Raw genomic sequence first — 13,239 nt, forward strand, 5'->3', positions numbered from 1 at the left:
ACGCTACGCCCGAACGTGCTCCGCGCGTCCACCGTCGTCGACACCGTCGTTGGCACGGGACAGCTGAGACTTCACCTGGCGCGATAGTTCGTCGGCCAGGATCTCCGGCCGGCCGTCGAGCAGCCCCGCGATGGCCTGGGCAGCCACCAGCGCAGGATCGGTCTTCTGCTCTGCCGGGATGTAGCTGACCATGTCGGTGTCCATGTATCCGACATGCAGTGCGGCAACGTGGATCCCGCGGGGCGCCAGCTCGGTGCGCAATGCGTCGGTGAGCGCCCACTCGGCGGACTTCGCCGCCGCATACGCTCCCGATGTCGGTACGTGGTACCACGAGAGCACCGACAAGACGTTGAGAACCGCTCCGCCACCGTTCTTTTCGATCACGGGTACGAACTCGCGGCTCACATTCAAGGTGCCGAAGTAGTGCGTCTCCATCTCCGCCCGGATGTCCTCGATCGGGCCCGTCAGCAGCTGCGCCCGGGTGGAGATACCGGCGTTGTTCACCAGCACCGTGACGTCGTCGGCGACGGCGGCCGCGCGGCGTACCGACTCCGGGTCGGTGATGTCCAGCTGGATCGGGATGGCACCGGGCAGGTCCACGGTGTCCGGGTTTCGGGCCGCGGCGTACACCTTGGCGCCGCGGGCGAGCAGTTCGGCGGCCAGATGGCGGCCCAACCCGCGGTTGGCCCCGGTGACCAGTGCGGTGATGTTGTTCGTCATGGCATCCTCCAGGTGATTCGACGTGTCGTTCAGTGCCCACCTCAACGCGCCGCCTCGCGTCCACAGTCCCGATCGGTGAGAGATACCGCCTTCCAGCTGTGAGGCGTTATGTCGTGGCGCCGGCAGATCGGCTTGCCACACGATGGGCCGATGCGCACACACGGACATGTCGCACGAACCGCGGCGGCGCTCGCATCGGCGATGGGAATCGGCCGCTTCGTCTACACCCCGATCCTCCCGTTGATGTCGGCCCAGGCCGGCCTCAACGCCCACGACGCCGCGATCCTCGCGACCGCGAACTACGTCGGGTACCTCGCCGGCGCGCTGGCCGGGTCGATCTCGCCGCGCCTGTCCCGCTCGATCACGGCCTGCCGCGTGTGCCTGCTCGCCATGGCCGCCAGCCTGGCCGCAATGCCCTTGTCCACCAACACCATCGAATGGGTCGTGTTGCGCGGCGTGGCCGGTTTCGCCAGTGCGTTGGTGTTCGTCATCGCCGTCAACACCATGCTCGAGCACCTGCACGGCCATCCCGCACACCTGGCCGGATGGGGTTTCGGCGGGGTCGGTGCCGGTATCGCACTGTCCGCCCTGCTGGTGCTGGCCACCGGCGACTGGAAGGTGGCCTGGTGGGCCTCGGCGGCGGTGGCGGCGCTGCTGGGCGCCTGCGCCTGGTCCATGCCCGCGTCGCCACACCCGGCCGCGGCCACTCCGGCCACCGAAACCCGGCCGGCCCACGGACCATTCACGTTGCTGCTCACCGGCTACACGCTGGAAGGCGTCGGCTACATCATCGCCGGCACCTTCCTGGTGGCGGCGGTCGCCGAGGGCGCACCGGGCTGGTTGGGCGGAAGCACCTGGCTGGTCGTCGGACTCGCCACGGTGCCCTCGGCAGCGCTTTGGGCGGCGTTGAGCAGCCGATGGTCACATCCGGCGCTACTGGTCGCGGCGCTCGCGCTACAGGCAGTCGGGATCGCCGTGGCCGGCGCGGTGGGCGGGGTCACGGCCGCACTAGTGGGCGCGGTGCTGTTCGGCGGCACCTTCATCGGTGTCAGCACACTGGCACTGGCGGCAGGCAGGCTGCTGCGGTATCCGCGCGCCGTCGCGCTGCTCACCACCGGGTACTCGGTCGGCCAGATCGCTGGGCCGGTAGTGGTCGCTCCGCTGCTGCACCGCGGCTTCGCTCCCGCCCTCCTCGTGGGTGCAGTCGTGGTGCTAGCCGCCGCGGTGGTGTGCGGGGTGATGCGGATCGTCTTCCGGCAGCCAGACGTCGGGGGCATCGAGCCCGAGATCGCCGACACCGCGGGTGAACTCGTCGACCACGGCGAGCACGGCCGGGGCGGTCTCGTCACGACGCCACACCAACGACCAGGTCCACAACGGTGACGGGGACACCACGGGGCGGCGGACCAGTCCCGTGGGCAACGACGCGTCCTGCCCCTTGGGGTTGTTGAGGACAGGCCGGCGCAACCGCCGGACATGTTCGAAGAACGTGGGGCCGGTGACGCCGCCGTCGTCGGTCCGCAGCACACGTGCACCGACGGCTGCGGCGAACTGTTCGCCATAGCTGTTCCAGGAAGACCAACTCGCCGCGTCCGTGTCGATCAGCACCGTCGTGTCGCGGGCGTTGACGGGGGATTCGTCGGTGCCCGTGCACAGGGCATACAACCGGTCCACCCCGATCAGCCTGGCCTGCAATGAGAGCGACTCCAGGTCACGGTTCTGCACCCAGCAGATCGCCAGATCGAGGCTGCCGTCGGCGACCCGGGCCGCCTGGGTGTGCGACGGCATCACCCAGGTGTCCACCCGGACCTGGGCCACGCCCACCGCCCGGTCGGCCCAATCGGTCGGGCACCAGTTCACATACCCGATCCGCACCGGATCCGACGTTGCCAAACCGTGTGCGCGCCTGCGCAATTCATCGGCCTTGTGAATCAGGGACCGCGCCTCCGGCAGCAGCGCGCTGCCGGCCTGCGTCAACGCCACCGAGCGCCGGTCACGGTCGAACAGGGTGACCTTGAGATCGCGCTCCAGTGCCTTGATCTGCTGGGACAGCGACGGACCGGCGATCCGCAGCCGTTCGGCCGCGCGGCCGAAGTTCAGTTCCTCGGCGACGGTCACGAAGTACCGCAACTGGCGCAACTCCACCGAACGAGCGTATTAGGCGGAACCTCTCAGAAACGAGCCAACCCGTCATATCAACCGGACATCACCGCCGCCGGGGATGCGTTGAGCAGTGCATCAGACCAGATCCAACCGAAGGGACCACCCATGAGCACCACACCACACGTCGCGGTCATCACCGGCGCCTCGCAGGGCATCGGCGAAGCCCTGGTCGCGGGCTATCGCAAACTGGGCTACGCCGTCGTCGCCAACTCCCGGAACATCGGCGAAAGCGATGACCCGATGGTGCTGGCCGTACCCGGCGACATCGGGCAACCCGGTGTGGGCAGGCAACTGATCGACGCCGCGATCGAGCGCTTCGGCCGCGTCGACACCATCGTCAACAATGCAGGCATCTTCATCGCCAAGCCCTTCACCGAGTACACCGACGAGGACTACGACGCCGTCACCGGAGTCAACCAGCGCGGCTTCTTCGAGCTGACCCGCGCCGGGATCGCCGCGATCGAATCGCACGGCGAAGGCGGGCACGTGGTCACCATCTCCACGAGCCTCGTCGACCACGCCAACTCCCAGGTGCCCTCGGTACTGGCGTCCCTCACCAAGGGCGGGCTGAACGCCGCGACCAAGGCGCTGTCCATCGAGTACGCGTCACGGGGCATCCGCGCCAACGCCGTCGCTCTGGGGACCATCCGCACCCCGATGCACGCCCCCGAAAGCCACGAATTCCTGTCTGCGCTGCATCCGGTCGGTCGCATGGGCGATATCGACGATGTGGTCGAGGCGGTGCTGTACTTGGAGCGGGCCGGATTCGTCACCGGCGACATCCTGCACGTGGACGGAGGCCAAAGTGCCGGGCATTGAGGAAGATACGGCGACGATACTTCGCCATGTCCTCGACGAATGGAAAGCCGGCATCGCCGCGCACGATCCACAGCGGGTGGCCGCGGTATTCACCGAGGACGCGATCTTCCAGGGGTTGCGCCCCTACAGCGTCGGCCGACAGGGGGTGATCGACTACTACGAGTCGCAGCCGGTCGGGCTGACAGTCGATTACCGGATCGACGAGATCCGCCGGCCCGCCGACAACGTCGTGCTCGGATACCTCCGCGCAGACTTCACGCGGCCCGACGGCACGACCATCCCGCTGAACCTCAGCGTCCTGGCCACCCGCGACGACGACTGGCGCATCGCGCACTATCAGGTGTCAGCGGTGCCCGACTGAGGGCAGCTCAGCGCACCACCGACCGGCCCCACTTGGGTTCCCGATTACAGGCACCAGGGATAGCACCGAGTGCTCGGCGGGGGATTCGGCCCATCCCACACCCACGGATCGGGAGGCCCGGGCTTGTTACGAGGAACATTGCCCTTTCCGTAGTCGACGAACCAGAAGGTATGGCAGATGTTCATGTCCCACACCATGTCGCGACCCGGCCCCGGCGGGTAGGCCATGTCCTGCCCTGGGCACCATTGAAATGGACCTTGATTGTCGGCCTGGGCGGGGCCTGCGCCCAGGCCGAGCCCGCCCGAAAGCAGGGCAACGGTTGTCATCCCCGTGATGAGTGTTCTTTTCATCATGTTTCCCTTCGAGAGGCGCACCCCTCAGTCGGCGTCCCTCAGGCAGGAATCCGCTGCTAGCTGCAGGTCACCTTGATGGTGAAGGGTTTGGTGATCATTCCGGCCATCGGGTTCTTCACATCGGCGCCCTGGGCCTCACCGGAGATGGTGTAGGTGTCACCGTCGACTTTCACCTCGGCCGTGCCCGTCTTGACGCCCATCATGTCGCTCACGCCCAACGCGTTGCCGTCGACCACCAGGGCCACCGACTCGACCTTCGGCGGGGCTGCATCAGACATCACGACGGCGACTGCCTGTTGGGGACCTGCCGCCCCGCTTCCGACGGTGATCTTCCCCCCGTGCTTGACGCAGGACACCGAAGCCGGGTCCAGGTCGGCCAACTGACCGCCGTCGACCGTGACCTCAGCGGCGCCGCCGGTGCTGACCTCGGCACCACCGGCACTCACGTCGGCGCCGGCTGCTGCCGGGGTCGCCGGAGCCTCTGCGGGGGTGCTGCCCTTGTCGTCGGAACAGCCCACCAGCACGCCCGCGCCGGCTATCAGTCCGATCAAGGCCGGAACAACTCGGTTCATCGATCTTCCCTTTCATTCGTGCGTCGCGTACATCGCGCGGTGTGAAGCAGTCGAGGAAGACCAAATCGCCACCGATCCCGAATGATTCGCTTCAGGATGCAAGTGAACGTAAGGCGCTCACCATCGGGTGACTGAGGTAACGGACTACCCCAGTTTCGTCGGCGCCGCTACGTCATCGGCGGCGTCCGAATCGGATCGGAGACTGGGGTAGTCGATTACCCCAGCCGAAATCGCCGACAGCGTCAGCCTTGATTCATGGCCACCGATGCCCGTCGGGCCCGATACCTGCAGCGGTTGCCATTGCCGTATGCGACCGCATTGCGGTTGCGCGACGCCGGGATTGCCGACGAGCTCATCGCCGAGTGCGTCGGCGTCGATCTCGATGCACTCCCGACGTTCATGCGATTGGCCCAGGCCAAGCTCAACCGGGCAGCCAGGGAATCGCCGAACGAATCGGACCGCGATGGGTCGGATTGATTCGTGTGCGTGAAACTTTCGGGTGTGCGAGATCGCCGAAGCGAGGCGCCCGCAGCGGTTAAGATTTGCCGGTGATCCGCCAGTGGCCACTGGTCGGACGATCCGAGGAACTTCAGGTGATCGCCGACGCCACGCGGGCGGGCGCCGAGCGCGCCCGCGGGATCGTGTTGTCCGGCTCCTCCGGCGTCGGCAAGACACGAGTGGCCCGCGAAGCTGTAGCCGGCTGTGGTCCGCGGAACGCGCGCCGGCACTGGATCGTCGGCACGGCCTCGGCCCGCAGCGTCCCGCTGGGCGCTTTCGTCGACATCGCCAGCGATTTCGGCCCCGACCCGTTACGACGGGTACGCGAGGTGATCGACGGGCTCATCGGTGACGCTCGGTATGGCGAAGTTGTCGTCGGTGTCGACGATGCGCATCTGCTCGATGACCTCTCGGCATTCACCGTGCACCAGCTCGTCACCCGCCGACTGGCCACCGTGATCCTGACGATCCGCTCGGGAGAATCACCGCCGGACGCGATCACCGCGATCTGGAAGGACCAACATCTGGAACGCCTTGAACTGCAACCGCTCTCACCGCCAGAAATCGCCGACCTGGTGGAGCGCGTACTCGATGGCCCGCTGGACTCAATCAGCGCACAACGACTTTGGCAGTACACCCAGGGAAACGCCCTGTATCTGCGTCACCTCCTCGACAACGAGGTGGCCGCCGGACGGATGACACAGCGCGCGGGAGTCTGGCTGTGGGACGGGCAACCCCGGCTGTCACCGACGCTGGTGGAGTTGCTCGAGGCGCGGATAAGTGAGGCGCCGACCTCCGTCCACGAAGTTCTCGACGCCCTCGCCATAGCCGAGCCGTTGGAAACCGACGTTCTGGAGGTGATCGCCGAAGCCGACGCGGTCGCCGAGGCCGAATCACTGGGCTTGATCAGCGTCGACCCCAGCGTACGACCCGCGTCCGTGCGGCTGGCGCACCCGCTGCTCGGCGAGGTCCGGCGCACCGGATCCCTACGGCTGCACCGGCTGCGCGGGCGCATCGCCACCGAACTCGCGCGAAAGGGCTCCACAGATCCCCGAGACCTGATCCGCCGCGCAGTGCTCGTCATCGATTCCGACCTGCCGCCCGACCCAGAACTCCTCCTCGCCGCCGCAGCGGCCGCGATGCAACTGCTGGACCATCGGCTGGCCGAGACCCTCGCCGCGCGCGCCGTTGCCGTCGGCGGTGGGCCTTGGGCCAAGATCGCGCACGCGATGGCGATCACGTGGCAAGAGCGCGGCATCGAGGCGGAGGCAGTACTGGCCGAACAGGCCGAGCAGGCGACGGGTCTCGAGCGGACTCAGGTGGCGATTCTCCGCGCGATGAACTTCCTGCTGATACTCGGGCGAGTGGCCGATGCCGAACGCGAACTTGAGTTGCTGCCCGCAGACGATGAAGCCGCCCAGGCGATCGCCACGGCACTGCGGCCACTGATCGAGCTGGTACGCGGTCACTCCAGAACCGCGGTCGACATGGCGGTGGCCGCCGAGGCCGAGGCACCAGCCAGCGACGTCGCGAAAATCTTCCTGGCTTGGGTGTTTGTCACCGGTCGTGGCGACCTCGGACGCATCGACGAGATCGAGTCCGCGGCGAACAGCGGCTATGCGGTCGCCGACAAGTCTCCGGAAGTCGGACACCTGCGGCGCCGGTTGGCATTTCAGGAAACACACGGCTACCGGCTGGCGGGTGCGCTGACCCAGTCGGACGCCGTCGTCGCCCGGATCAGGCGCGACACTCTCGATGTTCCGTTCGAGGAGTCGTGGCACATGGTGATGGTCGGCCTGTCCGCGATGAGCCGGGGGGCTCTCGATGACGCACGGCGTTCATTGCGCGACGCGCTTGCCTATCTCGGTACCGGCGACAGCGGCCGAATGGTGAAGACATTCGGGCGGACGTGGTTGACGACGGTGATCGCGATGGCCGGACAAGCAACCGATGCACGCCGTGAGTTCGATGGCATCGAGTGGTGGGCCCAAGACCCCGAGGCCTGCATGTTCGACCCCTATCTGCGCCTCGCGGAGGCCTGGGTGTGTGCCGCCGAAGGCGCTGTCTCTCAGGCTGTCTCGATCGCTCGCGGTGCCGCGGCCAAGGAATTGGAGCTTGGCAGGCCGGCGTGGGAGGTGGTGCTGTTGCAGACTGCGACGCAGTTCGGCGACCGCACCACCGCGCCGCGGCTCGCCGAACTGACAGCCCATGTCCAGGGACCCCGAGCGCCCGCTGCGGCGGCACATGCAGCTGCGCTGGCGGCCGGGGACGGCGACGCCCTGCTCGACGCGTCACATCGCTACGAGACGTTCGGTGACCGCCTTGCAGCCGCCGACGCCGCGGCCCAGGCTGTCGTGGCCTACCAGCACGCGAGCTTGCGTGGCGCGGCCATGACCGCGTCGGCCACCGCCGGCCGCCTCAGCGACGAGTGCCAAGGGGCTCAGACCCCCGCGCTGCGGGCCGGGACCACCGCGCAGCCCTTCACCGCCCGCCAACGCGAGATCATTTCGCTTGCCGCACAAGGCCTGTCCAACAAGCAGATCGCAGAACGGCTCACGATGTCCATCCGCTCCGTTGAGGGTCACCTCTTCCGGGCCTCGCAACGCGTCGCAGCGAACAGCCGCGAACAACTGATCTCGATTCTGCGGGGAAGCTGACCGCAGCGTCGAAGTTCAAATCACCCGGAGTGAATCTCCGTCGTATCCGAACCGGGACCGCAATTGGACGAGCAGACGCTCTGCCTCGGCGATACGCGCATGTAGCCGCACCAGCGCTTCCGGCATCGGCGCGTCGACCACCCGGCTGCGTTCCCTCACCCGCCGCCACCGCAGTTCGGTGGCCGCGAGATTCTCCCGCAGCTCGGCGATTTCGCCGATCAGGATGTCCTCGAACAGCCGCGATTGGGCAATGTCGGCGCTGTGCACGGGCCTGGAACAGTCGGCCGCCGCGGTCGCACGGCAAACCACGCGCGACAAGGGGTTGAACACCGCGGCCGCATCGGCCCCGACCGTCAGGGCGGAGATGCTTCCGCTCCCGAACTCCCGTGATATCAGCGTCACGTGAGGATCATGGAGCACCTCACCAGCCCAGGCCACCTCACACGTGTAATCCGGCATACCGCCTCTGGTCATCTGCCGGTTACCCGATGTACCTTTGACGGCCTTCACGCGGGGTCCGCCCAGGGCCGGCCTCGGCGGCTAGCTCAGCGCGGGGATGACCTTCTGCTCGAACAGTTCGATACCGGACCGGTCGTAGGCAGCCTCGGGGAAGTACAGGATTGCGTACTCGCACCCGAGGTCGCGCATCCGCTGCAGCTTCTCGATGACCTGCTCGGGTGTACCGCTTGCCGATTCGGGTGCGGTCACATTCGCGAGCATGGCGTCGACGGAGGCCTCGCCGGCCACCGGTGCCTGTCGGGCCCGCAACCGCGCTACGCGATCGGCGACATCGGCGTCGGAGTCGCCGATGACGGCGTTGAAGTTGGCCGATCGCACGATGGCGCCGTAGTCGGTCCCGACATCGCGGCAATGGTCGGCCAGCACCTGCGACTTGTGGGCGAAGCCTTGGGGCTCTGAGGTGAAGTTGGTGTACTGCGCGTACTTGGCAGCGATGCGCAGCGTGACCTTCTCTCCACCGCCGGCGATCCACATCGGGATCCCGTTGTTCTGCAGCGGCTTCGGGGCGACGATCGCACCGTCGACCTGGTAGTGCCTGCCGTCGAAGCTGACCCTCCCGTCACGCCAGGCGTCACGCATGATCTGGACACCCTCATCGAGCCGGCCGAGCCGCACCCCGGCGGACGGAAAGCCGTAGCCATAGGCCCGCCATTCGTGTTCGTACCAGCCACCGCCGATGCCCATCTGCACGCGGCCACCGGAGATGATGTCGGTGGTGGCGGCGATCTTGGCCAGGTACACCGGATTGCGGTAGCTCATCGCGGTGCACATCTGGCCGAGCTTGATCCGCGATGTCGTCGCGGCATAGGCCGACATCAGGGACCAGGCCTCGTGTGTCGCCTCGTCGGTCGGAATCGGAACGGTGTGGAAGTGGTCGTAAACCCACAACGAGTCCCATGCACCTGCGTCTGCGTAAGCAGCCAGGTCACGCATCACCGACCAGTGCTTTTCGGTGGGAATGTCGACGAGGTCAAGGCGCCAGCCCTGCGGGATGAAGAGTCCGAAGCGCATGGACCCCGACTCTACGACGCCAACTCGTGTCGCGGTACGGCGCTAGCCTGAATTCCATGGCCCTTTCCAAAGAAGAACGCGAACAGTTCCTGGCTGAACCGCACATCGCCGCCCTCTCGGTGTACGCAGGCGACAAGCGCGGTCCGCTGACCGTCCCGATCTGGTACCAGTACACCCCCGGTGGCGAGCCGTGGGTGTTGACCGGGGTGGGATCACGCAAGCACCGGCTGATCGAGGCGGCCGGTCACGTGACATTGATGGTCGAGCGTCTCGAACCGACGGTGCGCTACGTTGCCGTCGACGGTGCGGTGAGCCGCATCGAACCTGGCACCGATGAGCAACTCGTCGAGATGACCAAGCGGTATCTGGCCCCCGAGAAGGTGGAGCCCTACCTGGAGTTCGCCCGCCGCGAGCATGGCGAGAGCGTCGCCGTGTTCATCAAGCCCGAGCACTGGCTGTCGTCCGATCTGGGGTCTCTGTGACACCGTGAGCTCGCGTCAACGGCTGTTCCGGTGGCTCTATCGCCTGGGATTCACCCCCTGGGACGGTCATCCGTTGGCGCACAGCCTGACCGAGCTGGTCGAAAACACCTCGTTGCCCCCGGGAACCGCGCTCGATCTGGGCTGCGGTACCGGGGACAACGCGATCTACCTCGCCAGGCACGGGTGGCAGGTCACCGGTGTGGATTACGTGGCCAAGCCGCTGAAGAAGGCCCGCGCCAAAGCCGGCCCGCTGCCGGTGCAGTTCGTCAAAGCCGATGTGACGCAACTGAGTTCAACGGGCATCCGACCCGGCTTCCAGCTGATCATCGACAGTGGGTGTCTGCACGGCATGAGCGCTGCCGACCGCGACGCCTATGTCCGGGAGGTCAGCGCGGTCGCCGCCCCCGGTGCGCAACTGCTCATCGTGGCCTTCATTCCCGGTGCGTCGACGGGTGTGCCGGGCATCGGATTCGAGGAAGTGCAGCGCCGTTTCAGCCACGGCTGGACACTGCTCTCGAGCGGAGACGAGCCGGCGCTGGACCAGAACAACATCCACGGGGCACGGCATTATCTGTTCGCGCGGAGCGACTGAGCCTCACTCCGCACGACCGCCGAGATGCTTGGCGAGGAACCGATCGGCCCGGTGGTAGAAGTCGAGGCGGTTCTCGGGTTTGACGAAGCCGTGGCCTTCGTTCTCGTACATCACATACTCGTGATCAAGGCCGCGTTCTTTCATGGCCGCCACGATCTGCTCGGACTCCGCCCGCTTGACCCGCGGATCGTTGTCGCCCTGGCCGATCAGAATCGGAATCCGGATGGCATCCACCCGCGACAGCGGCGACCGAGACCAGAGAAAGTCCGAATCGTCCCCAACGCGCTTGTGCCACAGCATGATCAACGGCTTCCAATATTCAGGGAACGACGCGATGAGAGTGTTCAGATTGGACGGGCCCACCATCGAGATCGCACATTTGAACACCTCGGGCGTGAAGGTCGCGCCGACCAGCGCCGCGTACCCGCCATAGGACCCACCGTAGATCGCCACCCGGTCCCGGTCGACGATCCCCTGCCCGACAAGGTGATCGATCGCGTCTAGCAGGTCATCGTGCATCTTGGCGGCCCACTCACGGTTACCGGCGTTGAGGAAATCCTTGCCGTAGCCGCTGGAACCACGGAAGTTCACCTGCACGCACAGGTAACCACGGTTGGCCAGCCATTGCGCCTCGGGGTCGAGGCCCCAACCGACACGGGCCCACGGCCCGCCGTGCACGTTGAGGACGGTGGGCAGATTCTTGCGGTCGCCCCCAGGCGGAAACGTCAGATAGCCGTGGATCGTCAGGCCGTCACGTGCGGTGTAGCTGAACGGTTCCATAGGCACCAGCGGATACTCGTTCAATTCTGGCCGGTGATCGAACAGAAATGTGGCCGTTTGCGTTTCACGATCCCAGCGGTAGAACTTCACTGGTCCTGAATCCTGGTCGAACGCGACAAGCCAGGTCGTGTCGTCACCGTCGCGGTCGCTGATCATAAGATCGCCGGGATGCAGCCGCTCGAGTGCCGCGATGTCGCCACGAATCGAGTCGTCGAAGATCCGGTATTCCAGCCGCTCGCCGTACACCGTCACGCCCTGGATCTCGCGGGTGTCGGGATGGACGATCACACCGTTGATGTCGTAGGTGGGGTCCTCGGCGATCACCTCGGTGACGCCCGTCTCGATATCCATCTTGACCAGCCGGCTGGTGTTCGAACCTACCGAGGACTGCAGGTACATCGCCGTGCCGTCCTTCGTAAAGCCAACCGGCCCGGTAGATTCCGCGTCCTCCGGCCCGACTTCGAGCAAGGTCCGCCACGGAGACGTCTCGTCGTCACGCACCACGATGACGAGGCCGCCGTCGGCGGTCGGCGTCGCCGCCCCCCGAACCTTCAGCTCGTTGTCGACCACCCAGCCGAGATAGCCTGGATTCTCCACGATCTTGCGCAGCTCACCGGTGCGCAGGTCGAGGTGGTACACATCGTGCAGCTGCGGATTCTCCTGGTTGATACCGACCAGGACGTCGTTGGGAAACTGCTTGCGGTGAGCGATAATTCGACACTGCACGCCATCGATCGGGGTCAGGTCCCGTTCGACCCCGGTCTGCATATCGACATCGAACAGCCGGAAGTTCTCGCTGCCGTCCTTGTCCCGGACGAACATGACGTGCCGATTGTCCCAGGTCCAGAAGTAGTTCTGGATCCCACGGCCGGTGTCGTGGGTAACCGGTTTCTCGTTGCCCACCCCGGCGTCACCGACAAACACGTTCAGCACGCCGTCGAGCGGGGCGAGATAGGACAACCGCGCGCCGTCCGGGGATATCTGCGCCGCGGCGCGTTCGGGCTGGCCCAGTAGGACCTCGAGCGGGATGAGTTTGACGTCTCCCATGGCATCGGACATTCCGGCCCCCGTCGTCGGCGATGCGATCAATCATGCCCACACGAAGGTGCCGGTGGCTACAGGCCCAGCGCGGCGATCGCGCCGTCGACTGTTGCCTGACGCAGTTGCTCGTAGGGAACATCGGGGAACTGCAGGCAGCAGTCCTGCAGGCCGCCGAAGGCGATCACGGCGCGGGTGGACTGCTCGAGCGTCGGTCGGCGGCCGAACACCAGCACGCCCAGCCTGGCCCGCCACGCCAGCAGCTGGTCGATCAGCCCGAGATCGGCCAGCGTGGTCAGCTCGGACACCACCAACACGAGGTCGGCCAGGTGCCGATAGTGGAAGTCGAAGTACCCCTCGAGAAGTTCCCGCGGTGTGGCCCGCGCGGCTCCACGCTTGCGTTCCTGCTCGGCGATGAAGGCCTCACCCTCGTCGATGAGGGGTTGCACGATGCTGCGGACCAGATCCTCACGCGACCGGAAGTGGTAATACAACGCGGGTTTGGTCATGCCGAGGCGGTCGGCGATGTCCTGCAGACTCGTCCGCACGACGCCCTTCTCGGCAAACAGTTCGCGCGCCACATCCTGGATGCGTTGCCGGGTATCCAATGGAGGCTTGGCCACGTACCCACCCTAACTTACTTAACGATAGGTAAGCTCGCGACAGGAACACTT

At 66.3% G+C, this 13,239-nt stretch carries 14 protein-coding genes and 1 pseudogene; 7 read left to right on the plus strand and 8 right to left on the minus strand.

The window, feature by feature from the left end; genetic code table 11:
- Window positions 1-3: 3 nt before the first annotated feature.
- Complete coding sequence (locus QQ25_RS26345; protein WP_052236152.1) at window positions 4-720, minus strand: SDR family oxidoreductase; 717 nt, start codon at window positions 718-720, stop codon at window positions 4-6.
- A gap of 201 nt (window positions 721-921) precedes the next feature.
- On the opposite strand from QQ25_RS26345, the pseudogene QQ25_RS26350 reads away from it, so the two are divergent.
- Window positions 922-1,890, plus strand: a pseudogene (locus tag QQ25_RS26350) (YbfB/YjiJ family MFS transporter); the annotation flags it as partial.
- 42 nt (window positions 1,891-1,932) lie between these two features.
- Here QQ25_RS26350 and QQ25_RS31430 read toward each other — a convergent pair.
- Window positions 1,933-2,865, minus strand: coding sequence for a LysR family transcriptional regulator (locus QQ25_RS31430; protein WP_082017695.1), 933 nt, complete (start codon window positions 2,863-2,865; stop codon window positions 1,933-1,935).
- 123 nt (window positions 2,866-2,988) lie between these two features.
- On the opposite strand from QQ25_RS31430, the gene QQ25_RS26360 reads away from it, so the two are divergent.
- Complete coding sequence (locus QQ25_RS26360) at window positions 2,989-3,702, plus strand: SDR family NAD(P)-dependent oxidoreductase (protein ID WP_039382666.1); 714 nt, start codon at window positions 2,989-2,991, stop codon at window positions 3,700-3,702.
- Window positions 3,689-4,063, plus strand: a complete 375-nt coding sequence (locus QQ25_RS26365) for a YybH family protein (RefSeq protein WP_039324954.1) — start codon at window positions 3,689-3,691, stop codon at window positions 4,061-4,063. Before QQ25_RS26360 ends, QQ25_RS26365 begins: the two co-directional genes overlap by 14 nt.
- 44 nt (window positions 4,064-4,107) lie before the next feature.
- Here the strand turns inward: QQ25_RS26365 and QQ25_RS30875 are convergent, their stop codons facing one another.
- Together QQ25_RS30875 and QQ25_RS26370 are read right to left on the minus strand one after the other, a co-directional pair.
- Window positions 4,108-4,413: a hypothetical protein gene (locus QQ25_RS30875; protein WP_131546233.1), complete on the minus strand. Its 306-nt coding sequence runs from the start codon at window positions 4,411-4,413 to the stop codon at window positions 4,108-4,110.
- 59 nt (window positions 4,414-4,472) lie between these two features.
- The gene (locus QQ25_RS26370) at window positions 4,473-4,988 is read right to left on the minus strand and encodes a lipoprotein LpqH (RefSeq protein WP_039324956.1); all 516 of its coding nucleotides are present in this window, start codon (window positions 4,986-4,988) and stop codon (window positions 4,473-4,475) included.
- Window positions 4,989-5,243: 255 nt separating this feature from the next.
- On the opposite strand from QQ25_RS26370, the gene QQ25_RS26375 reads away from it, so the two are divergent.
- Both QQ25_RS26375 and QQ25_RS26380 read left to right on the plus strand, forming a co-directional pair.
- On the plus strand, window positions 5,244-5,465 hold the full coding sequence (locus tag QQ25_RS26375) for a hypothetical protein (protein ID WP_039324958.1): 222 nt from the start codon (window positions 5,244-5,246) through the stop codon (window positions 5,463-5,465).
- A 71-nt stretch (window positions 5,466-5,536) separates the two neighbouring features.
- Entirely contained in the window at window positions 5,537-8,143 is a 2,607-nt protein-coding gene (locus tag QQ25_RS26380; protein ID WP_052236088.1) for a LuxR C-terminal-related transcriptional regulator, read from the plus strand.
- A gap of 15 nt (window positions 8,144-8,158) precedes the next feature.
- Here the strand turns inward: QQ25_RS26380 and QQ25_RS26385 are convergent, their stop codons facing one another.
- Window positions 8,159-8,545: a hypothetical protein gene (locus QQ25_RS26385; RefSeq protein WP_131546235.1), complete on the minus strand. Its 387-nt coding sequence runs from the start codon at window positions 8,543-8,545 to the stop codon at window positions 8,159-8,161.
- 138 nt (window positions 8,546-8,683) lie between these two features.
- Window positions 8,684-9,673: an LLM class F420-dependent oxidoreductase gene (locus QQ25_RS26390; RefSeq protein WP_039382035.1), complete on the minus strand. Its 990-nt coding sequence runs from the start codon at window positions 9,671-9,673 to the stop codon at window positions 8,684-8,686.
- A gap of 56 nt (window positions 9,674-9,729) precedes the next feature.
- Between QQ25_RS26390 and QQ25_RS26395 the strand changes: the two genes are divergently transcribed.
- Together QQ25_RS26395 and QQ25_RS26400 are read left to right on the plus strand one after the other, a co-directional pair.
- Complete coding sequence (locus tag QQ25_RS26395; RefSeq protein ID WP_039325213.1) at window positions 9,730-10,155, plus strand: pyridoxamine 5'-phosphate oxidase family protein; 426 nt, start codon at window positions 9,730-9,732, stop codon at window positions 10,153-10,155.
- Window positions 10,156-10,159: 4 nt separating this feature from the next.
- A complete protein-coding gene (locus QQ25_RS26400; RefSeq protein WP_039382037.1) occupies window positions 10,160-10,747 on the plus strand; it encodes a class I SAM-dependent methyltransferase in 588 nt (195 codons plus the stop codon).
- A gap of 3 nt (window positions 10,748-10,750) precedes the next feature.
- Here the strand turns inward: QQ25_RS26400 and QQ25_RS26405 are convergent, their stop codons facing one another.
- Together QQ25_RS26405 and QQ25_RS26410 are read right to left on the minus strand one after the other, a co-directional pair.
- A complete protein-coding gene (locus tag QQ25_RS26405) occupies window positions 10,751-12,586 on the minus strand; it encodes a S9 family peptidase (RefSeq protein WP_234711985.1) in 1,836 nt (611 codons plus the stop codon).
- 56 nt (window positions 12,587-12,642) lie between these two features.
- Complete coding sequence (locus tag QQ25_RS26410) at window positions 12,643-13,188, minus strand: TetR/AcrR family transcriptional regulator (protein ID WP_039324970.1); 546 nt, start codon at window positions 13,186-13,188, stop codon at window positions 12,643-12,645.
- Window positions 13,189-13,239 lie beyond the last annotated feature (51 nt).

The sequence above is a fragment of the Mycolicibacterium setense genome (assembly GCF_000805385.1).
GTDB classification, from domain to species: Bacteria; Actinomycetota; Actinomycetes; order Mycobacteriales; family Mycobacteriaceae; genus Mycobacterium; species Mycobacterium setense.

Bases quoted from the DNA above. Each gene is read 5' to 3' on its own strand.
- QQ25_RS26390 (WP_039382035.1), bottom strand. From the start codon at position 9,673: ATGCGCTTCGGACTCTTCATCCCGCAGGGCTGGCGCCTTGACCTCGTC.
- QQ25_RS26395 (WP_039325213.1), top strand. From the start codon at position 9,730: ATGGCCCTTTCCAAAGAAGAACGCGAACAGTTCCTGGCTGAACCGCAC.
- QQ25_RS30875 (WP_131546233.1), bottom strand. From the start codon at position 4,413: ATGAAAAGAACACTCATCACGGGGATGACAACCGTTGCCCTGCTTTCG.
- QQ25_RS26360 (WP_039382666.1), top strand. From the start codon at position 2,989: ATGAGCACCACACCACACGTCGCGGTCATCACCGGCGCCTCGCAGGGC.
- QQ25_RS26345 (WP_052236152.1), bottom strand. From the start codon at position 720: ATGACGAACAACATCACCGCACTGGTCACCGGGGCCAACCGCGGGTTG.
- QQ25_RS26375 (WP_039324958.1), top strand. From the start codon at position 5,244: ATGGCCACCGATGCCCGTCGGGCCCGATACCTGCAGCGGTTGCCATTG.
- QQ25_RS26370 (WP_039324956.1), bottom strand. From the start codon at position 4,988: ATGAACCGAGTTGTTCCGGCCTTGATCGGACTGATAGCCGGCGCGGGC.
- QQ25_RS26405 (WP_234711985.1), bottom strand. From the start codon at position 12,586: ATGTCCGATGCCATGGGAGACGTCAAACTCATCCCGCTCGAGGTCCTA.